Below are 20,129 nucleotides of genomic sequence, written 5' to 3'. Positions count from 1 at the left end.
AACAATCGCAGCCTCAGCCTGCCCGGGAAAGGTTGTCTTTTATTTGCCCAAGATCAATATAGGTTACAAAAAACCACAATAAAAACAATGGATTGATTTATTTCAGGCGGAGTAACGGCGGGGACTTGCGAGGTAAAAACAAGCTGAATTTCGATGCGTGAATTATGAGCTAATTCATCAGCAACGACAGCCTATTAATTAGATTGCTGTCATTGAATAAAGCGATTATTCAATATGCAGTGGCGACCGCCCGTTAATTAGATTCATTTAATATGCATCATAAATATGGTCAGCTGTCGCCATCAATAATAAAGAAGCCGGTCTGAGCCGTTGTTCCCATTATTTCAGACGATGCCATTTGTTATTCCTTCACTAAATCAAGGAGGCGAATGGTTGTGCTTTTCAATCAAGATAAGGATATATGATGAGAAAGTCCCTGCTGGCCGGCGCCCTGCTGCTCTGCCCCACTGCCTTCGCCGCTACTGTGCACTGGGAATACAGTGGTGAGGCCGGCCCGGCGAAATGGGCAAGGCTGACCCCGGAGTTTGGCCAGTGCGCCGGCAGCAACCAGTCGCCGGTCAACCTCACGGCTCTGGTGGAGGCCGAGCTGGCGCCGCTGCAGTTCCACTACCTGCCAGGTGGCAAGACGCTGGTCAATAACGGCCACACGGTACAGGTCAACTATGCCCCCGGCAGCACGCTGCAACTCGACGGCATGGCCTTCGAGCTCAAGCAGTTCCACTTCCACGCTCCCAGCGAGAACCTCATCGAGGGCAAGTCCTACCCCCTGGAGGGGCACCTAGTCCATGCCAATGGCAAGGGGGAGCTGGCGGTGGTGGCGGTGATGTTCGAGGCGGGCCGCGCCAACCCGGCCCTGAGCCAGGCCTGGCAGGCGCTGCCGACCAAGGCGGGGGAAACTCGTGCCCTCAAGGTGCCGCTCTCGGCAGAGCAACTGCTGCCCACCCAGCGCGACTACTACCGCTTCAGCGGCTCGCTGACCACACCGCCCTGCTCGGAAGGGGTACGCTGGCTGGTGATGAAGCAGCCGGTGCAGGTGAGTCAGGCCCAGATCGACGCCTTCAAGGCGGTGATGCACCACCCCAACAACAGACCCGTCCAGCCCCTCAACGGGCGCCAGGTGCTGCAATAGGGTTTTATGTAAGCGATTTTCGCAATAGAAAGAGGGCCAACAGGCCCTCTTTTGCATTCACCGCGAGTCGTTAGAGGCTAGCGGCGATGCGCGCCCCCAGGGCGGCGTTGTTCAGCACCAGCTGGATGTTGGCCGCCAGGGAGTTGCCGCCGGTCAGCTCGCACACCCGGGCCAGCAGGAAGGGGGTGGATGCCTTGCCCTTGACGCCCTGCTCGTCCGCCTCACGCAGTGCCTGGGCAATAGCCGCATCTATGTCGGCCTTGGGCATGGCAAACTCGGTCGGGATCGGGTTGGTGACCACGGCACCACCGGCCAGCCCCAGCTCCCATTTCAGGCGCAGCGCCTCGGCAATGGCCGCCGGGGTGTCGAGGCGGTAATCCACCTTGAAGCCACTCTCGCGGGTGTAGAAGGCGGGCAGCTCCTCGGTCTGGTAGCCGATGACGGGCACCCCCTGGGTCTCCAGATATTCCAGGGTCAGGCCGATGTCGAGTATCGACTTGGCACCGGCGCAGACCACGGCCACCGGGGTCTGGGCGAACTCCTGCAGATCCGCCGAGATGTCGAAGGTCTCCTGGGCGCCGCGGTGCACGCCGCCGATGCCGCCGGTGGCGAACACCCGGATCCCCGCCATGGCGGCGATGATCATGGTGGAGGCGACCGTGGTGGCCCCCAGCCCCTTGTTGGCCAGCACGAAGGGGATGTCACGGCGGCTGCACTTGGTGGCGGCGTGACCGGCCTTGCCCAGCGCCTCCAGCGCCCCCGCATCCAGACCCACCTTGAGGCGGCCATCCAGAATGGCGATGGTAGCCGGCACGGCGCCGTTGTCGCGCACCACCTGCTCCACCTGGCGCGCCGTCTCCACGTTCTGCGGATAGGGCATGCCGTGGGAGATGATGGTGGACTCCAGGGCTACGACGGGTTTGCCGGCGGCCAGGGCAGCAGCGACTTCAGGTTGGATATCGAGGTAAGCGTTCAACATGGGTACTCCTCCAGCATGCGTTCAACGGCGGCCTTGGATAGGCCGGAAAAGACGGTATCGGAACAATTGACGGTGAGGGCGGCGCAGCCGAGAGCGAAACGGGTCGTCTCCATGATGCCCTGCTCCTGCAACCAGGCGTGGGCCAGCCCTGCCATGAAGGCATCGCCACCGCCGGTCACGTTGACGACAGGGCTGCCGAGCACAGGCAGATGGCCCTGGCACTCCCCGTCGCTATAGAAAATCCCCTGATCGCCGAGGCTCAGGAACAGCCGCTGCACCCCGGCGCGGTGGAACCAGGCTGCCGCCATGGGCCAGGTATCTGGCCCGGCTATGGTGAAGCCGCACAGCTGCTCCGCCTCGCTGCGGTTCGGTTTGAGGGTGTGGATCCGATGCAGCCAGGGGCGGATCTTCTCCACCTTGGCCACAGAGACGGTGTCGACGAAGATGATGTGTTCACCCTGGCGCTCGAACAGCCAGTCCAGGGTGTGGGTGGCGAGATTGGTGTCCAGCACCCAGAGCCGGGCCGCGCCAAGGAAACCGGTGAGCGGGGTAAGCCGGGCCGGGGTGAGTTCGTCTATGATGCCCATGTCGTTGACGGCGCAGCTCATCTCGCCGCTGCCATCGTGCAGGCTGAGGTAACAGGAGGTCGCCTGCCCCTCCAGCACCAACGCCTGGCGCACATCGACGCCGGCGCGCTGGCTCACCTCCAGCAGGTGATGACCGTATTGATCGTTGCCCACAGCCGTCAGCAGCCGGGTGTCTGTGCCGAGCCGCGCCAGGTTCTCGGCTATGTTGCGCCCCACCCCGCCGGCGGAGGTGCGGACCCGGCCGGGGTTGGAGTCGCCGATGCGCAGGTTGTCGTGGCTGCAGCCGCAGATATCCATGTTGGCACCGCCGATCACCACGGCGTAGGGCCCTTCCCGCAGCACATAGCCGCGCCCCTGCACATAGCCCTGGCGCATCAGGCTGGAGATGTGACTCGCCAGCGCCGAGCGGCTGATACCCAGCCTGTCTGCCAGCTCCTGCTGGGCAATCATGGGATCCTGGCGCAGCAGGGCGAGGATCTCTTGTTCACGTTCCGTCATAGACAAACATCCAGTTACAAACGTTTGTCCATTATTTCCGAAAAACGTTTTCCCGCCATCCTCTCGTGCAAGAAATGTCGGGTCAGCCACAAAAAATCACCGGGCAGTGCCCGGCGATCAAAAAATGGTTTTCAGATGATGCCACTCAACCCAACTGTACCCAGACCTCGCTCCCCTCCAGCCGCACCGGCCAGCAGGCGACACTCAGGGCCGGATCGTCCAGACAGCGGCCATCCATCAGGGCGTAGCGCTGCTTGTAGAGGGGGGAGGCAACCACGGGTTCGCCCCCGGCGTCTCCCACCAGGCCGCGCCCCAGCACGGCCACGCCGGCCAGAGGGTCCACCCCATCCAGGGCATAGACCCGCCCCCCGAGGCGAAACAGCGCCAGCACCCGCCCCTCCAGCCAGGCGCTGCGCCCGGCCTGCTCCGGCAGGGCGGACAGCTCGCACACCCTATGCCACTGCCCATGCTCGGGGTGCGCTGTGCCTTCCTTGAAATCCTTCATACCACCTCCTTGATACTGATATCCGGCACCCACTGGCCCCGCTCCTCACGGCGCGGCGGCGTCTCGTCTTCGGGCCGGTTGACGAAGGCCTCGAACAGCTTCAGCTTGTCCGGATCCGCCAATGTGCTCTTCCACTCGCACTGCCAGGTGCCGACTATCTCCCCCATCATGGCCTCCAGCTCGGCGCCGATGCCGAGCCTGTCCTCGATGATCACCGACTTGAGGTAGTCGAGCCCCCCCTCCATGCTCTCCATCCAGACCGAGGTGCGCTGCAGCCGATCCCCTGTGCGCACGTAGAACATCAGCAGCCGGTCTATGTAGCGGATCAGGGTCTGCTCGTCGAGATCGGTGGCAAAGAGATCGGCGTGGCGCGGCCGCATGCCGCCGTTGCCGCACACATAGAGGTTCCAGCCGCGCTCGGTGGCGATGACGCCTATGTCCTTGCTCTGGGCCTCGGCGCACTCCCGGGTGCAGCCGGAGACAGCAAACTTCAGCTTGTGGGGGGCCCGCAGCCCCTTGTAGCGGTGCTCCAGGGTCTGGGTCAGGGTCATGGAGTCCTGCACCCCGTAGCGACACCAGGTCGAACCGACGCAGGACTTCACGGTGCGCACCGACTTGCCGTAGGCCTGGCCAGTCTCGAAGCCCACCGCCACCAGCTCGCCCCAGATGGCGGGCAGCTGGTCGACCCGGGCACCGAAGAGATCGATGCGCTGGCCGCCGGTGATCTTGGTGTAGAGGCCGTACTTGCGCGCCACCTCCCCTATGGTGATGAGGCCGTCCGGGGTGATCTCCCCACCCGGGATGCGCGGCACTACTGAGTAGGTGCCGTCCTTTTGCAGGTTGGCAAGGAAGGCGTCGTTGGTGTCCTGCAGGGTGCGGTGTGGCTTCTCCAGCACGTGCTCGTTCCAGAGGGACGCCAGTATGGAGGCGACCGTCGGCTTGCAGATGTCGCACCCCAGCCCCTGACCGTGCTTGTCCCGCAGCGCCTCGAAGCTCTTCAGTTCACCGACCCGGGCCAGGTGGTAGAGCTCCTGGCGGCCGTAGGTGAAGTGCTCGCACAGCCCCTTGTCCGCCTCCACCCCAAGGTCTGCCAGAGTCTGATCCACCACCTGCTTGAGCAGGTTGCCACAGCCGCCGCAGCCGGTGCCCGCCCTGGTGCAGCTCTTCACTGCCCCCAGCTCGTGATTGCCCGCCCGAACGGCGGCCACCACCTCCCCCTTGCTGACGTTGTGGCAGGAGCAGAGGATGGCGCTGTCCGGCAGCACCAGAGGCGCCGCCGCGCCGCCCGCCTCCCCCACCAGCAGGGAGAGGGGCGGCTGGGGCAGCGCCACCCCGTTCTGGTAGTACTGCAGCAGCCGCTCATAATCACTGCCGTCCCCCACCAGGATGGCACCGAGCAGCCGATTGCCCTCGCCGTCGGTCACCAGCTTCTTGTAGATGCCCTTGACCCTGTCCAGCAGCAGCAGCTCCTGGGCGCCGGCGGTGCTGGCGTGAGCGTCGCCGATGGAGCCCACGTCCACCCCCATCAGCTTGAGCTTGGTGGACATGTCCGCCCCGACAAAACGGCTCTCGCCGCCGCACAGACTGGCCACGGCGGCCCGCGCCATCTGGTAGCCGGGGGCCACCAGGCCGAAGATGCGCCCCTGCCAGAGCGCGCACTCGCCGATGGCGAGGATGGCGGGATCCGAGCTGTGGCAGCCGTCGTCGATGCAGATGCCGCCGCGCTCCCCGACCGCCAGCCCCGATTGCCGGGCCAGGGCGTCGGCGGGACGGATGCCCGCCGAGAACAGCAGGACATCGGTCTCAAGATGAGAGCCGTCCTTGAAGCACAGTCGGTGGCGGGCCTGCTCCCCCTGCTCTATGCACTCGGTGGCCTTCTCCACCAGCACCTCGACCCCGAGGGCCTGAATTTTGTCTCGCAGCACGGCGCCGCCGCTCTCGTCGAGCTGCACCGGCATCAGCCTGGGGGCAAACTCCACCACTTGCGTCTTGAGCCCGAGCAGGCGCAGGGCGTTGGCCGCCTCCAGCCCCAGCAGGCCGCCACCTATGACCACGCCGCTGCGGGCCTGGGCGCAGGCATCGCGGATGGCGGCAAGATCCCCCAGGGTGCGGTAGACGAAGCAGCCCTCCCGCTGATGGCCGGGGATGGGGGGCACGAAGGGCACAGAGCCGGTCGCAAGCACCAGACGGTCGTAAGGGAACTGCTCGCCGTTGGCGAGCGTCAGGGTGCGGGCAGCTCTGTCGAGCACCTCCACCTCGGCCCCCAGCCGCAGCGCAATGCCGCTCTCTTCATACCAGGCGGGATCCGCCATGCGCAGCGCCTCCGGGGCCTTGCCGCCGAATACCTCGGAGAGGTGCACCCTGTCGTAGGCGGAGTCCGGCTCGGCCCCGAATACCGTCACCTCGAAGCGCGCCAGCCCGCCGGCCGCCACCAGCTGTTCGACGAAGTGGTGACCCACCATGCCGTTGCCGATCACCAGCAGACGCTGCTTACCAGCCTTTTCGGGGGATCCGGCGCTCTGGCGATCGTTAAGATCCATGCCGTCGCCTACCACCCACTGTTGCTCTTTGTCAGCCATATCTCTCTTCCTTGAATCCGTTTGGGCTCAGGCACGCAGCTTGCTGCGCACGTTCTCGGCCGTCTTGAGGGGGGTCACCTTGCGCTGCTTCTCGTAGAGGAAGCGCAGCACCTGCTGGCGCAGCTTGTGGTAGTGGGGATCGTCCGCCAGGGCGACCCTGTCCCTCGGCCTTGGCAGATCCACTGTCAGGATCTCCCCGACGGTGGCGCTGGGGCCGTTGGTCATCATGCAGATGCGATCGGAGAGCAGCACCGCCTCGTCCACGTCGTGGGTGATCATGATGACGGTGTTGCCAAGCTCCGCCTGAATAGCCATCAGGGCATCCTGCAGATGGGCCCGGGTCAGGGCATCGAGGGCGCCGAACGGCTCGTCCATCAGCAGCACCTTGGGGGAGAGCGACAGGGCGCGGGCTATGCCGACACGCTGCTTCATGCCCCCCGACAGCTCATGGGGCATCTTCCGGCTGGCGTGATCCATCTGCACCAGGGAGAGGTAGTAATCCACCCGCTCCGCCACCGCCCGCCGGTTCGGCTCAACCTGCCCCACCGCCAGCGCCACGTTCTGCTGGACGCTGAGCCAGGGCAGCAGGGCGTGGTTCTGGAACACCATGGCCCGCTCGGGCCCCGGCCCCGCCACCTCGCGGCCATCGAGTATGATGCCGCCGAGGGTCGGCTCCAGCAGCCCGGCCACCAGGTTGAGCACCGTGCTCTTGCCGCAGCCCGAGTGACCTATGAGGGAGACGAACTCTCCCTTCTCGATGCGCAGGTTGACCCGGCTGAGGGCCTCGAAGCTGCCCTGCTCCGTCTCGAACGAGATGCCGACGTCGCTTATCTCCAGATAACTCTTCATTGGCTCTTCTCCTGCCTGAATAGGAATGTGATTAACGCAGCACTTGGCGCTTGTCCCAGGACAACCACTGCTGCAGGGCAAGCATGCCCCTGTCCAGGGCACAGCCGATGAGGCCTATGGTGATCACCGCCACCATGATCCGGGCCAAGGAGGCCGATCCGCCGCTCTGAAACTCGTCCCACACGAACTTGCCGAGCCCCGGGTTCTGGGCCAGCATCTCGGCCGCGATCAGCACCATCCAGGCCACCCCCAGGGAGAGCCGCAACCCGGTGAAGATCATGGGCAGGGCGCCGGGCAGCACTATGCGCCGCACATGGGTCACAAAGGAGAGCCGCAGCACCCGGCTGACGTTGTGCAGATCCCTGTCCAGCCCCGCCACCCCCACCGCCGTGTTGATCAGGGTCGGCCAGAGGGAGCAGAGGGTCACCGTCAGGGCCGAGGTGAGGAAGGACTTGGCGAGCCAGGGGCTGGGGTTGGCGTAGAGGGCACTCACCACCAGCGTGATGAGGGGCAGCCAGGCCAGGGGTGACACCGGCTTGAGCAGCTGGATCACCGGGTTGGCGGCGCGATAGAGCCCCTGGTTCATGCCGAGCAGCACCCCGCACGGGATGGCGATCAGGGTCGCCAGCCCAAAGCCGCACAACACAGTGAGCAGGCTGGTGGCGATCTGATCGAAGAAGGTGGGACGCCCTGTATAGGGGCGCAGCTTCACCTCGGCCGCCGGATCCTGCGCCAGCCTTGCAGCGTTGCGCGCCTGCTGGCGCTCGAGGAAGGCGCTCGCCCTCTCCCGCTCGGCAAGGTGATCCTGACCCAGGGACCAGAACTGGCTGGCGGTGGCCACCGGCCCGGGCAGGGTGCCCAGACTGGTCTGCACCTGGCTAGCTCCCCACTGCCAGAGGCCGAGGAAGAGCAGCACGCCCAGCAGGGGCTGCACCATGACTTTCCAGTTGACGGCTTTCCAATGGATGGATAGCCACTTGTGTCGTTTCATCGGGTTCTCCTTGCTCATTGCACTCGCTCATCGCCCTTGAGGCCGATGGCAAACTGCTGCAGATAGGCGTTGGGGTGGCGGCCGTCGTAGAGCAAGCCGTCGATGAAGCCATCCTGGGGGCCGCGATAGCCCTGCTCGCGGGCAAAATCCGGGAAGTCGGTGGCCTTGAGCTTGCCCTCGGCGATCAGTGCCTCGGCGGCCTGGCGATAGACGCCCGGCTGATACACCGCCTTGGCCACCTGCTCGAACCAGGCGTCCGGCTTGGCCTCGGGGATCTGGCCCCAGCGCCGCATCTGGGTCAGATACCAGATGGCGTCCGAGTAGTAGGGATAGGTGGCGTGGTGGCGGAAGAAGACGTTGAAATCAGGCAGCTGGCGCTTGTCCCCCTTGGCGTACTCGAAGGTGCCGGTCATGGAGTTCGCAATCACCTGCTCGTCGGCCCCCACGTACTCCGGCCTTGCCAGCAGCTTGGCCGCCTCGCGCCTGTTGCCGTTCTGCTCCGCATCCAGCCACCAGGCCGCCCGCAGCAGCGCCTTCACCAGCCGGACATGGGTGTTGGGGTGGCGCTCTGCCCACTGCCGGGTGACGCCGAACACCTTCTCCGGGTTGTTGCGCCAGATCTCAAGGTCGGTGATGACGGGCACCCCTATGCCTCTGGCGACCGCCTGCTGGTTCCAGGGCTCACCCACGCTGTAGCCGGCTATGGTGCCCGCCTCCAGGGTGGCGGGCATCTGGGGCGGCGGCGTCACCGAGAGCAGCACGTCAGCCTGACGCTGGCCCGAGTTGTCGCCGAGCTTGGGCGCATAGAAGCCGGGGTGCAGGCCGCCCGCCGCCAGCCAATACCTGAGCTCGTAGTTGTGGGGGGAGACGGGGAACACCATCCCCATGTTGAACGGCTTGCCCCCCTGACGGTACTCGGCCACCACGGGCTTGAGGGCCGCGGCGCTCACAGGTGGCGGCACCTGGCCCGCCTTCGCCTTGGGCAGCTGGGGCGCCATGGCGGCCCAGACGCTGTTCGCCATCGTGATGGCGTTGCCGTTGAGATCCATGGCAAAAGCCGTCACCAGCTCGGCCTGGGTGCCTATGCCGATGTGGGCCGCCAGAGGCTGGCCCGCCAGCATCTGGGCGCCGTCCAGCTCGCCGTCTATCACCCGATCCAGCAGTATCTTCCAGTTCGCCTGAGCTTCCAGGGTCACGTAGAGCCCCTCGTCCTCGAAGTAGCCCCGCTCGTAGGCCACCGCCAGCGGCGCCATGTCGGTCAGCTTGATGAAGCCGAGCCTCAGCTCCTCCTGTTCAGGTGCCCCCAGCGCCAGTACCGGCAGCGACAGCGTCGCCAGCAGCAAGCCCGTACATCCTTGTCTCTTGTTCATTCGCCTTCCTCGCTCACATCACAGTCATGGGCAGCCGTTCCCCTGCGCCGTTGCAGAGTTGCGGCCAAAAAAAAACCTCACCGATCCGGGATCGGTGAGGCCTCTTTGCCCTGTTGCGAGTGACGGGCCCATGGGCACCATCACTCCTTGTATGTTGACTAATTCACTTTCCGTGCCAAATTGGCTAATCCATAGAAACTGGCCCTATCCCGCCTCTTTCCTCCCTGTTTCTCCCCTCGTTTGCCTCAATTAGGCGCAATTGCACCAAAACGGTTTGCCAGCGGGGCGCTCAGGCGGGCAATGCCTGCAGCAGTTGCCGCGCCAGCTCCCCCAGGCTCAGGTGCCGGCTCATGGCGGTGCTGCGCATCAGGCGGTAGGCCTGCTCCTCGTCCAGCCCCTGATGGCGCATCAGGCGCCCCTTGGCCTGCTCGACGAGCCGCCGCTCCTCCAGCTTCTGGCGCAGCTCGCTCTCGGTCTGCATCAGGGCCTGCACCATGGCCAGCTGGCTGCGGGCGAGGCGCAACCACTGCTCCACCGGCTCCCGCTCGCCGCAAGGGTGGGGCACCAGCAGCACCCCCTGCTGCAGCAGGGCGAGCTGGGTGTCGCCCCCGAGCCGCTCGCAGAACAGCAGGCGCGGCAAGCCCGACCAGAGGGAGAGGCCGAGGCGCACCTCGGCGCCGAACTGGCGGCAACTGACCAGCAGGGCATCCCCCTGATCCATAGGGGTCAGCAACTGACGGGTGTCGAGTATCCTGGGCTGATGGCCGTAGTGGCTCACCAGCAGGGCCAGGCGATTGGCCTGACCCGGATCATCGGCGTGGATCAGCAGGCGGGAGGGGGGGCCATCCTGGCCCCGGGGAAGAGTAGTCATGGCGCTCCTTGCCAACGGCTATCGCAACGTGTCTGCTGAACATGCCGCAACATGAAGGCCAACTATTTGAATCTACCTCCTTTTTATCTATCCAGAGGTAGTGGGGGTAGAGGGGAAACCCCGGCTCAGGCCACCCGCTCCATGGTCTGGTTCAGCAGGGCCTGCAGCTCGGCGCCCAGGTTCACCACCTCCCCCATGATCATCAGCACAGGGCTCTGGCCGAGCAGGGCCCGGGCGGCCAGCTCCAGCCCCTCCAGCCGGGCGTGATGGACCTGCTGGCGCGCACTGCACCCGGCCACCACCAGGGCCACCGGCAGATCCCCGGATGCCCCTGCCGCCAGCAGCCCCTGCCGGATCTGGGCCGCCCGCTCCAGCCCCATGTAGAACACCAGGGTGTGGCCGGCCCGGGTCAGTCCCTGCCAGCCTCGATAGTCCCCCTCGTCCATCAGGTGGCCCGTCACCAGGGTCAGGGAGCGCGCCAGTCCCCTGTGGGTCAGGGGGATCAGGGTGCTGGCGGCGCAGCCCAGGGCCGCCGTGATGCCGGGCACCAGCTCGGCCTCTATGCCGTGGCGGGCCAGGTGCAGCGCCTCCTCCCCGCCCCGGCCGAACACCAGGGGATCCCCCCCCTTGAGGCGCACCACCCGCTTGCCGGTGCGAGCCAGGGCCAGCAGCAGGGCGTTGATCTCCTCCTGGGTCGGGCTCGGCTCGCCGCAGCGCTTGCCCACGTCGAAGCGGGCCGCCCCCTGGGGGATCCGGGCCAGGATCTCGCTCCCCACCAGGCGGTCATAGACCACCACCTCAGCCGCCTCTATGCGGTGCAGGGCGCGCAGGGTCAACAATTCGAGGGGCCCGGGGCCCGCTCCTACCAGACTGATTTGGCTCATCGCACACTCCTTGTGTTGCTGCCCAGGCCTCAGGCCTGGGCGATATAGACATGCTTGATCAACAGCTTGTCGATCTCGGGCAGGCAGGTGCCGCAGTTGCTGCCGCAGCCGAGCAGGGCCTGCAGCCCCGCCAGTTCGCTCACACCCTGCCGGGTGATGGCATCGACGATGCGCTGCTCCGACACCCGCAGGCAGGAGCAGACCAGCCGGCTCTCCCCGGCCAGGGCCAGGCTCAGGGTTTGGCTCAGGGCCCCCGCCTGCAGCGGCGTGCCGAGCAGGCTGGCCAGCAGATCGACCTTGATGTCAGGGCGCCGCTCCCCCACCAGCAAGATGCCCTCGATGCGATCCCCGGCCAGGGCCAGGGCGAGCCAGCCCTCCTTCATGGGCAGCCGCAGCCAGTGCCCCTCGGCCCCCAGCCGCTGCCACAGCCCCTGGGGGCTGTCGGACCAGGAGGCCAGCAGGGTGCAGTTGCCCTCGGGCAGGGGGCGCCTTGCCCACCAGTCCACCGGCTCGCGCCACTCATGGCGGCCGCACCAGAGCCCCTGCCAGCGGGTGGCCTGCGCCCTGGCCTGCACCCGCCCCTGCTTGAACATGGGCTGGCCCGAGAGGGGATCCACCACGGCGGCGATGAGGCGGTTGACCGCCCCCTGGCTGCACTGGCTGTCGGTCCAGTGCATGGGCAGGAAGGCCTCCCCCTCCCTCAGCCCCTCGTCCAGCCCGACCAGCAGCAGGGCCTCCCCGAGCTCGTTGTAGAGACGCACCAGCTCCCCCTCCCTGACGCCGAGCGCCAGCAGGCTGGCGGCCCCCACCCGCACCCTGGGCCAGGGCTCGGCCTCCTGCAACCTGGGCACGTGACCTGTGCGGGTCATGGTGTGCCACTGATCCCGCAGCCGCCCGCTGTTGAGGAGCAGGGAGAGATCCTCCCCCCGGGGGGCGGCCTTCGGCTGCGGGGGGAAGTGCTGGGCCAGGGGCTGCAGGCGGGCCCGGCCATCCGGGGTGGCAAAGCGCCCGTCCTCGAACAATCGGGCTCGCCCCTTTGGCCAGTCGCCGTTGACGGGCCAGCTCAGGGGGGCGAGCGCCTCGAACTCGGCGCGGCTAAGATCCGCCAGCCCAGAGATGTCGAACTGGCGGGCCCCTTCGTTCTCGAAGCCGGAGAGGGCGGCGTGTTCACAGAAGATCTCGTGCTCGTGCTCATAGGCGAACCCCTCGCCAAAGCCGAGCCGGCGGGCGAGCTGGGTCAGGGCCCACCAGTCAGGCCTGGCCTCCCCCGGCAGGGGCAGGAAGGCGCGCTGACGGCTGATGGTGCGCTCGGAGTTGGTGACTGTGCCGCCCTTCTCACCCCAGGCGGCGGCGGGCAGCAGCAGGTGGGCGAGGCGCGCCGTGTCGGTATTGGCCGTCACCTCGGAGACCACCAGCAGCTCGCAGCGGCTCAGGGCTTCGCGCACCCGGTTGCCGTCCGGCAGGGAGACAGCCGGGTTGGTGCCGAGCACCCAGAGGGCGCGGATCTCCCCCCTGTGCACCGCCTCGAACAAGGCCACCGCCTTGTGCCCAGGCCCGCGCACTATGGTCGGGCTTCCCCAGAAGCGCTGCACCCTATCACACTCCTCCTCGCCAAAGCCCATGTGGGCGGCGAGCTGGGTCGCAAGTCCCCCAACCTCGCGCCCCCCCATGGCGTTGGGTTGCCCCGTCATGGAGAAGGGGGCAGCCCCCGGCTTGCCGATGCGGCCACACAGCAAGTGGGCATTGATGATGGCGTTGGCCTTGTCCACCCCCTGGTTGGACTGGTTTATTCCCTGGCAGAACAGGGTGACTGTCCTGGGGGTGCGGGCAAACAGCTGGTAGAAGCCGAGCAGATCGCTGCGGGAGAGGCCGCAGCAGCGGGCCACCTCGTCCAGTTGCCAGGCGGGGTCGTCCAGCGCCGCCGCCAGCGCCTCGAAGCCGCTCACATGCTGCGCCACATAGGCCTTGTCCCAGCCGTCGCTGTCGAGCAGATAACGGCACAGGCCGTTCCACAGCGCCACGTCGCTGCCGGGCTTGAGGGCCAGATGCAGATCCCCCTGCTCCGCCGTCATGGTGCGGCGGGGATCCAGCACCACCAGCCTGAGCTCGGGACGCCGCGCCCGCGCCTGCTGCAGGCGACGAAACAGCACGGGGTGGGTCCAGGCGGTATTGGCACCGGTCAGCACCACCAGATCCGCGAGCTCCAGATCCTCGTAGCAGGCGGGCACCAGATCCTCCCCGAAGGCGCGCTGATGGGCCACCACAGCCGACGACATGCAGAGCCGGGAGTTGGTGTCCACGTTGGCGCTGCCCAGATACCCCTTCATCAGCTTGTTGGCGACGTAGTAATCCTCTGTGGTGAGCTGGCCCGACAGGTAGATGCCGATGGCCTCGGGCCCGGATTCGGCCAATATGGCGGTAAAACGACTGGCCAGGGTATCGAGCGCCTCCTCCCAGCCGATGCGCTGCCCCATCCAGCGCGGATAGAGCAGGCGGTCGGGGAAGGCCAGGCTCTCCAGCAGGCTGGCCCCCTTGACGCACAGGGCGCCGCCGTTGGCCGGATGCTCTTCATCCCCCTGCAGTTGCCAGCTCTCCCCCTCCCGGCTCAACCGGATGCCACACCCCACTCCACAATAGGCACAGGTGGTCTTCATTCCCTCGCTCCTTGTCGCCGGCGGCCCCCGGGGCCGCCTCCTTGTCCTGTTTGATGACGGGCCCATAAAAAAGCGTCCGCCCCCCTGCGGGGACGGACGCCTTTGTCCGGATGAGCCTCAGTCATCTTGTATGGGGAAGTGACTGCAAAGCCCGCGCCAGTATGCAAGGTGCGTCGCCATTGGGCGCCAGGGCGCAGGGCTGCGCCAGGGCGGTGCAACTGCTCCCTTGTTGGGCCCGCCGGACGGGAGTCTGCGCCACAGGCTGGGCAAGGGGCTCACCGGGGGTATAATGCGCCGCCACAGAGGAGAACGAGATGAAAGAGTCAGGTTACGGCGCCGCAGAGCGGGTCGATGCGCGGCCGGATGCGGCCCCCGAGTATTGCGCCATCGGGCTGGTCAACCCCAAGTCACCGGAGAACGTGGGGGCCGTGATGCGGGCCGCCGGCTGCTACGGGGCAGAAGAGGTCTACTACACGGGTCAACGCTTCGAGCTGGCGCGGCGTTTTGCCACCGACACCAAGCAGATGGTGGAGAAGATCCCCCTGCTCGGGGTCGAGGATCTGCTGGCCTTCGTCCCCGAAGGCTGTACCCCTGTGCTGGTGGATCTCATCGAGGGAGCCACCTCGCTGCCGGACTACGAGCACCCCGAGCGGGCCTTCTACATCTTCGGCCCTGAGGATGGCACCCTGGAGCCCGCCCGCTTCGAGGCGGTGAAGGAGGTTGTCTATGTGCCGACTCAGGGTTGCATGAACCTGGCCGCCTCGGTCAACGTGATCCTCTACGATCGGCTGGCCAAGAAGCTAAGGGCTGAAGGCTGAAGGCAGAAGGCAGAGCAAGACGATGATCCAGGTGACCGGACAGCAGGCCGCCTCAATCCTGTGATGGCGCCTCCCTGCGCACCCTCGCCTCCTGCTCCCTGATAAAGTCCAGGTAGTCGTCGTAGAGCCGGTTTTCCCGGTAGATCCGTGCCAGTGTCCCCTCCCTTATCAGGGTGCGCATGCCGGGATCCCAGAGCCCATGCAACTGCCTGCCCTTCTCGTTATTGGCGAAGATGGGGTAGGTCGGGATCCAGCGCAGGAACACCTGCGCCAGCTCGGGCGGGAGGGCATCCTTGGGGTAGAGGGCGCCGTCGGTCAGGTAGTAGCGATAGCGCCCCTTGAGCAGCAATTGCAGCGCCATCTCATGGCTGTCTATCTCGTACCAGCGCATCGGCAGCGGGATGAACTTGTCGAAGGCCCAGCCCCGCAGCCAGAGCACCTCCTGCTCCTTCAGGCTGTGCTCGCCGGCCCAGTGTGGCAACCAGTGCTTTTGCATCACCACGCTCACGTAGTCCGCCGAGTCGGGGTAATCGGGCTGATGGGCGCCCTTCACCTCTCCCCGATAGACCCCCATCGCCATGTCCCCCGCCTTCTGCGACACCACCGCCAGCGCCCGCTTGTAAGGCACCAGGTGCGGGCGCACCACATAGCCCTCGGGCTCATAGATGGCGCGCACTATGTCCAGATAGACACCTTCGCCATCCTTCTGGCAGAAGCCGGGCCAGTCATCGCAATAGACATCCAGGGTATCGGCCCGCACGGGCCAGATGAGCAGCAGGCAGCAGAACAGAAAAAGACGAACCATGGGTTTCCTCGGTGGTATGACCGTCGGCAGGCGCTCACCGCCAGACGGCCCGTTCAGGCATACAGATAGCATAGAAAGCCAGCCTGCCCTGTTACATTTTTCCCGATTTTGCGAGCGGGTCGAGGGTTATTGCCCCCTCGATCGGTATCATGAAGCATAAGATTCATTAGTGACCTAACTGAGGGGAGCCTTCTCATGCCAACCATCAAATCCCTGCTCTGTCCCGTCGATTTTTCCGAGATGTCCAAGGCCGTGCTCGACTACGCCGTCTTCATGGCCCAGAGCCATCAGGCCGAGCTCAAGCTGGTCCACGTGGTGGATCAGCTGCACGGTTTCGACAGCTACAAGATCCTGCACATGACCGCCATCGAGATCACCCATGAGATGGAGCGTCAGGCCAAGAGCCAGCTCAAGGAGCTGGTCGCCAGCCTGCCCATCCCAGCCAAGTTCGAGGTGCGCTTCGGCCGCGCCGCCGACGAGATAGTGATCCAGGCGAAGGAAGACAAGGTGGATCTGCTGGTCATGGGCAGCCACGGTCGCTCCGGCATCAGCCACCTGCTGGTGGGCAGCGTGGCGGAATCCGTGGTGCGCCACGCCCCCTGCCCCGTGCTGGTGGTGCGCAAGTAACCCCAGCCCCCGACCGGAAGGCCAGCACGAGCTGGCCTTTTTGCTCTCTATGCCCCCTCAACCGTGGGCATAGATGACGCTGCCCCCCTTGATGGTGTCTATGATGGCCCTGGACTGCTCTCGCGGCAGGGCCGGGCAACCCCAGCTGCGGCCCAGCTTGTCATATTTTTGCAAATGCCTCGGGCTCGCATAGTCAGCCCCGTGCACCACTATGGCGCGCTTGCGGGCATTGCTGTTCTTGCCGGGACTGAGTCCGTCCAGGCGCAGTGAGTAGCCGTGCTTGCCCTGATAGGTCTCGGCGGTGCGATAGACCCCGAGGGAGCTCTGGCGGGAGTTGAGCTGGTTGGAGAACTGGCGCGCGGCCAGCTCCCCCGAATTGCGACCGTGGCTGACCCAGGTGTGGTAGAGCAGCTTGTGACGCTTCACGTCGATGACGAAGAGGCGGCGCATGGTCGAGGGTTTGCTGTAGTCGATGATGGTGAGTATGGGTTTGCGCTTGTGGCGCACATCTTGATAGCCCTGCAGGGCCTTGCGAAATACCTGCTTGTCCAGCTTGCCCGCCAGACCCAGCTGGCGATAGAGATCCTGATCCCAGCTGGCGTGGCCCTGGCTGCTGAAGCAGAGCGCCCCCAGCAGCAGCGGCAGCCCCAGCCAGAGGCTGGCCAGCCGCGACATCCAATACTGTCGCTTCATCCTGAAGTCGCTCCCCTTCCTGAACTGACGTTCTGAATGACGCCATGTCTCGCTGGATAGTTATATGCAAGCCACTGATAGTGCGCAATAAAAAACCACAAAAATGCCGACCTGAGTCGGCATTGACGGCAATATGTTGACGACCTTGCTCAGGCACGGATCAGGTAGTCCGCCTGACCAACCCACTTGTAGCTGGTCAGCTCGGTCAGTCCCATGGGGCCACGGGCGTGCAGCATCTGGGTCGAGACAGCGACTTCCGCCCCCAGGCCAAACTGGCCGCCGTCGGTGAAGCGGGTGGAGGCGTTGACGTAGACAGCCGCAGAGCCGGCGCCGTTGACGAAGCGCTCCGCATTGGCCAGATCGTTGGTCAGGATGGCATCTGAGTGGCCGGCGTTGTGCTCGCGCATGTGGGCCAGCGCCTCGTTGACGTCAGCCACCAGCTTGACCCCCAGGGTCAGTCCCAGCCATTCGGTGTCGAAATCTTCCGCTCCCGCCTCGCACAGGTTGTCGGCCCCTGCCAGCAGTGGCATGGCGTTGGCGGCGCCCACCAGGGTCACCTTGCGCTCGTTCATCAGGGAGACCAGCTGCGGCAGGAAGCGGGCGGCGATCTGCTCGTGAACCAGCAGGGTATCGAGGGCGTTGCAGGCGGAGGGGCGCTGCACCTTGGCGTTGTCGATGACCGCCAGGGAGCGTTCCAGATCGGCGCTCTCGTCCACGAAGATGTGGCTGATGCCAAAGCCGCCGATGATGACGGGGATGGAGCTGTTCTCCTTGCACATCTTGTGCAGCCCGGCACCGCCGCGGGGGATGATCATGTCCACATAGCGGTCGAGGCGCAGCAGCTCGCCCACCAGGGCCCGGTCCGGATTGTCGATGTACTGCACCGCATCCCCAGGCAGGCCGGAGGCGGCCAGCGCGCTCTGGATCACCCGCACCAGCTCCAGATTGGAGTGGAAGGTCTCGCGGCCACCGCGCAAGATGCTGGCGTTGCCGGTCTTGAGGCAGAGGCTGGCGATGTCGATGGTGACGTTGGGGCGCGCCTCGTAGATGACGCCTATGACCCCGATGGGCACCCGGCGACGGGAGAGGCGCAGGCCATTCTCCAGCACCCGGCTGTCGATCTCAGCGCCCACCGGATCATCCAGGGAGATCACCTTGCGCACGTCCGCCACTATGCCGGCGAGGCGGGCGGGGTTGAGCAGCAGGCGATCCAGCATGGCTTCCGACAAGCCGGCGTCGCGGCCAGCCGCTATATCCTTCTCATTGGCAGCCAGGATCTGCGCACTGTGCGCCTCCAATTCATCGGCGATGGCGGCCAGCGCCCGGTTTTTCTGCGCCGTACTGATGGTCGCCAGCTGATAGGCGGCCTCGCGGGCCGCCTGCCCCATTTTCTCCAGACTCATAACGTCATCCTTTTTCTCTTTCATAGGTGTCGCTTACAGCAGCACCATGTCGTCTCTGTGGATGGCCCATGATCCCGTAGCCATGGCCGCAGTTTCTATCGAGCCAGCTGCTTTACAGCAGCACCATATCGTCTCTGTGGATGGTCCATGCTCCCGTAGCCATGGCCGCAGTTTCTATCGAGCCGGCTGCTTTACAGCAGCACCATGTCGTCTCTGTGGATAGCAACGGCGCCATAGCCGTAACCCAGCACGGCCTCTATCTGATCCGAGTGTAGGCCCCGCAGCTTCTCAAGCTCCAGATGATCGTAACGGCAGATGCCGCGGGCCAGCTCGCTTCCCTGAGGGCCCAGGATCCGCACCACGTCGCCACGGACGAAGTCTCCCTTGACCGCGACTATGCCCTTGGGCAGCAGGCTGGAGCCCTTCTCCTGCATGGCTGCCACGGCCCCCTGATCCACCTGGACTTCCCCATGGGGGGGGGGCCCTGCCAGGATCCAGCTCTTGCGCCCTTCCAGCGGCGAGGCCAGCGCCGGAAACAGGGTGCCCACACGCTCGCCGGCGGCGAGGCGACCTATCACTTCCGGGATCTGGCCGGTGGCGATCACCACGTTGACCCCGGCGCGGCGTGCCACGTCGGCGGCCTGCAGCTTGGTGGCCATGCCACCGGTCCCGAGACCGCTGACGCTGTCACCGGCGAGGGAGCGCAGGGTGTCGTCTATGGTCTGCACCTCTTCGATGAGCTGGGCATCCGGGTTGGTGCGGGGATCCGCGGTAAAGAGCCCCTTCTGGTCGGTGAGCAGGATCAGCAGATCCGCATCCGCCAGGATGGCGGCGCGAGCGGAGAGATTGTCGTTGTCCCCCACCTTGATCTCGGCGGTGGCCACGGCGTCGTTCTCGTTGATGACGGGGATGATGCGATGATCGAGCAGGGTGCGCAGGGTGTCGCGTGCATTGAGGTAACGCTCCCTGTCCTCCAGATCGGCGCGGGTCAGCAACATCTGGCCGATGTGCAGCCCGTAGAGGTTGAACAGGTCCTGCCATACCCGGATGAGCTGGGTCTGGCCCACCGCCGCCAGCATCTGCTTGTTGGGCAGGGTCGGCGCCAGCGGAGGGTGCCCCAGGTGCTCACGTCCGGCGGCGATGGCGCCAGAGGTCACCAGAACGACACGGTGTCCGTGTCGATGCAGGGCGGCACATTGCCTGACCAGCTCCACCATGTGGGCACGGTTGAGACGGGCAGATCCCCCGGTGAGCACGCTGGTGCCCAATTTGACGACTATGGTTCTGTTTTCCATGGGAACAAAGGGTTAGAAAAGTAAGGAATCCCTTTATACCCACGGCCCTGTTACCCTGCAAGGCAATTAAGCCTCACAGCTGTCATGGCAAAGAAGGAGGCCCCGCGGATATGACCGCAGGGCCCGGGCGGATCAGGCCGCCGTCACGTTCAGCTCGGCGGTGACCTGCTTGGCGGGAGACAAGGTGCACTCCAGCAGGGTCAGCTTGGCGCTGATGAGCTTGTAGAAGTGGTTGAGGGTACGCTCGACCTCGGCCTGGTGCTTCTTGGGCAGCGGCTTGTTGATCCACTCCCCGTCCGCATTGTAGAAGCCGACCTGATAGTGATAGCTGAAGCTGTGGTCCTCCTGCTCCAGCACCAGCCACCAGCCCCAGAACTCCCGCTTGTCCGGCGCCGGTTTGGCGCTGACGCAGACGGAAAGGCAGTCGAAGCGGTAGCGTCCCTCTTCGCACAGATCCTCGCGCAGATAGGGGCCAATGGCCGCGAATTGCCTCAGCAATCGCTTGTAGGTCACTCTTTCTGACATGCTAACCTCCCTGTTGAACAAGCCATACCATCACATGGTGATGTTA

18 protein-coding genes are annotated in these 20,129 nt (G+C 65.4%); 3 read left to right on the top strand and 15 right to left on the bottom strand.

Annotation, left to right across the window (positions count from 1 at the left end; all coding sequences use genetic code 11):
• The first annotated feature begins 424 nt into the window (after window positions 1-424).
• A complete protein-coding gene (locus ACF2JD_RS15540; protein WP_262108461.1) occupies window positions 425-1,150 on the top strand; it encodes a carbonic anhydrase in 726 nt (241 codons plus the stop codon).
• Between the two features lie 70 nt (window positions 1,151-1,220).
• Here the strand turns inward: ACF2JD_RS15540 and ACF2JD_RS15535 are convergent, their stop codons facing one another.
• The 10 genes from ACF2JD_RS15535 to ACF2JD_RS15490 all read right to left on the bottom strand — a co-directional run bounded on the left by ACF2JD_RS15535 (window position 1,221) and on the right by ACF2JD_RS15490 (window position 13,917).
• On the bottom strand, window positions 1,221-2,129 hold the full coding sequence (locus ACF2JD_RS15535; protein ID WP_106887678.1) for a pseudouridine-5'-phosphate glycosidase: 909 nt from the start codon (window positions 2,127-2,129) through the stop codon (window positions 1,221-1,223).
• On the bottom strand, window positions 2,123-3,214 hold the full coding sequence (locus ACF2JD_RS15530) for a PfkB family carbohydrate kinase (RefSeq protein ID WP_303807415.1): 1,092 nt from the start codon (window positions 3,212-3,214) through the stop codon (window positions 2,123-2,125). Before ACF2JD_RS15530 ends, ACF2JD_RS15535 begins: the two co-directional genes overlap by 7 nt.
• Window positions 3,215-3,359: 145 nt before the next feature.
• Window positions 3,360-3,719 (bottom strand): nitrite reductase small subunit NirD, encoded by a 360-nt coding sequence (nirD, locus tag ACF2JD_RS15525; protein WP_440987747.1) that lies wholly within the window; start codon window positions 3,717-3,719, stop codon window positions 3,360-3,362.
• Window positions 3,716-6,298: a nitrite reductase large subunit NirB gene (gene nirB, locus ACF2JD_RS15520; RefSeq protein ID WP_440987746.1), complete on the bottom strand. Its 2,583-nt coding sequence runs from the start codon at window positions 6,296-6,298 to the stop codon at window positions 3,716-3,718. Before nirB ends, nirD begins: the two co-directional genes overlap by 4 nt.
• Before the next feature lie 27 nt (window positions 6,299-6,325).
• Window positions 6,326-7,147, bottom strand: coding sequence for an ABC transporter ATP-binding protein (locus ACF2JD_RS15515; protein ID WP_411649774.1), 822 nt, complete (start codon window positions 7,145-7,147; stop codon window positions 6,326-6,328).
• Between the two features lie 31 nt (window positions 7,148-7,178).
• Window positions 7,179-8,138: an ABC transporter permease subunit gene (locus ACF2JD_RS15510; RefSeq protein WP_440987745.1), complete on the bottom strand. Its 960-nt coding sequence runs from the start codon at window positions 8,136-8,138 to the stop codon at window positions 7,179-7,181.
• Between the two features lie 14 nt (window positions 8,139-8,152).
• Window positions 8,153-9,508, bottom strand: coding sequence for an ABC transporter substrate-binding protein (locus ACF2JD_RS15505; protein ID WP_440987744.1), 1,356 nt, complete (start codon window positions 9,506-9,508; stop codon window positions 8,153-8,155).
• Between the two features lie 289 nt (window positions 9,509-9,797).
• A complete protein-coding gene (locus tag ACF2JD_RS15500; protein WP_440987743.1) occupies window positions 9,798-10,379 on the bottom strand; it encodes an ANTAR domain-containing protein in 582 nt (193 codons plus the stop codon).
• Between the two features lie 125 nt (window positions 10,380-10,504).
• Window positions 10,505-11,263: a uroporphyrinogen-III C-methyltransferase gene (gene cobA, locus ACF2JD_RS15495; RefSeq protein WP_234568700.1), complete on the bottom strand. Its 759-nt coding sequence runs from the start codon at window positions 11,261-11,263 to the stop codon at window positions 10,505-10,507.
• 29 nt (window positions 11,264-11,292) lie between these two features.
• Window positions 11,293-13,917: a molybdopterin-dependent oxidoreductase gene (locus ACF2JD_RS15490; protein WP_440987742.1), complete on the bottom strand. Its 2,625-nt coding sequence runs from the start codon at window positions 13,915-13,917 to the stop codon at window positions 11,293-11,295.
• Window positions 13,918-14,231: 314 nt separating this feature from the next.
• On the opposite strand from ACF2JD_RS15490, the gene ACF2JD_RS15485 reads away from it, so the two are divergent.
• A complete protein-coding gene (locus tag ACF2JD_RS15485) occupies window positions 14,232-14,735 on the top strand; it encodes an RNA methyltransferase (RefSeq protein WP_440987741.1) in 504 nt (167 codons plus the stop codon).
• Window positions 14,736-14,787: 52 nt separating this feature from the next.
• Here ACF2JD_RS15485 and ACF2JD_RS15480 read toward each other — a convergent pair whose 3' ends face one another.
• Window positions 14,788-15,540, bottom strand: coding sequence for a hypothetical protein (locus ACF2JD_RS15480; protein ID WP_440987740.1), 753 nt, complete (start codon window positions 15,538-15,540; stop codon window positions 14,788-14,790).
• Between the two features lie 195 nt (window positions 15,541-15,735).
• On the opposite strand from ACF2JD_RS15480, the gene ACF2JD_RS15475 reads away from it, so the two are divergent.
• Window positions 15,736-16,167: a universal stress protein gene (locus ACF2JD_RS15475; RefSeq protein ID WP_025325966.1), complete on the top strand. Its 432-nt coding sequence runs from the start codon at window positions 15,736-15,738 to the stop codon at window positions 16,165-16,167.
• A gap of 57 nt (window positions 16,168-16,224) precedes the next feature.
• Here the strand turns inward: ACF2JD_RS15475 and ACF2JD_RS15470 are convergent, their stop codons facing one another.
• The 4 genes from ACF2JD_RS15470 to crl form a co-directional block, all read right to left on the bottom strand.
• On the bottom strand, window positions 16,225-16,860 hold the full coding sequence (locus ACF2JD_RS15470; RefSeq protein WP_025325965.1) for a murein L,D-transpeptidase catalytic domain family protein: 636 nt from the start codon (window positions 16,858-16,860) through the stop codon (window positions 16,225-16,227).
• 149 nt (window positions 16,861-17,009) lie between these two features.
• Window positions 17,010-18,263 carry a glutamate-5-semialdehyde dehydrogenase gene (locus tag ACF2JD_RS15465; RefSeq protein WP_234691225.1) on the bottom strand — a complete coding sequence of 418 codons (1,254 nt, stop codon included), beginning with the start codon at window positions 18,261-18,263 and terminating at the stop codon, window positions 17,010-17,012.
• Between the two features lie 191 nt (window positions 18,264-18,454).
• Entirely contained in the window at window positions 18,455-19,558 is a 1,104-nt protein-coding gene (gene proB / locus ACF2JD_RS15460) for a glutamate 5-kinase (protein ID WP_106887690.1), read from the bottom strand.
• A 132-nt stretch (window positions 19,559-19,690) separates the two neighbouring features.
• Complete coding sequence (gene crl / locus ACF2JD_RS15455; RefSeq protein WP_106887691.1) at window positions 19,691-20,083, bottom strand: sigma factor-binding protein Crl; 393 nt, start codon at window positions 20,081-20,083, stop codon at window positions 19,691-19,693.
• Window positions 20,084-20,129 lie beyond the last annotated feature (46 nt).

Origin of the sequence: Aeromonas ichthyocola (assembly GCF_046087985.1) — a bacterium.
In the GTDB taxonomy this organism is placed as follows: Bacteria; Pseudomonadota; Gammaproteobacteria; order Enterobacterales; family Aeromonadaceae; genus Aeromonas; species Aeromonas rivipollensis.
Note: the sequence above shows the minus strand (reverse complement) of the source record. Positions and strands in the feature narration are given on the sequence as shown.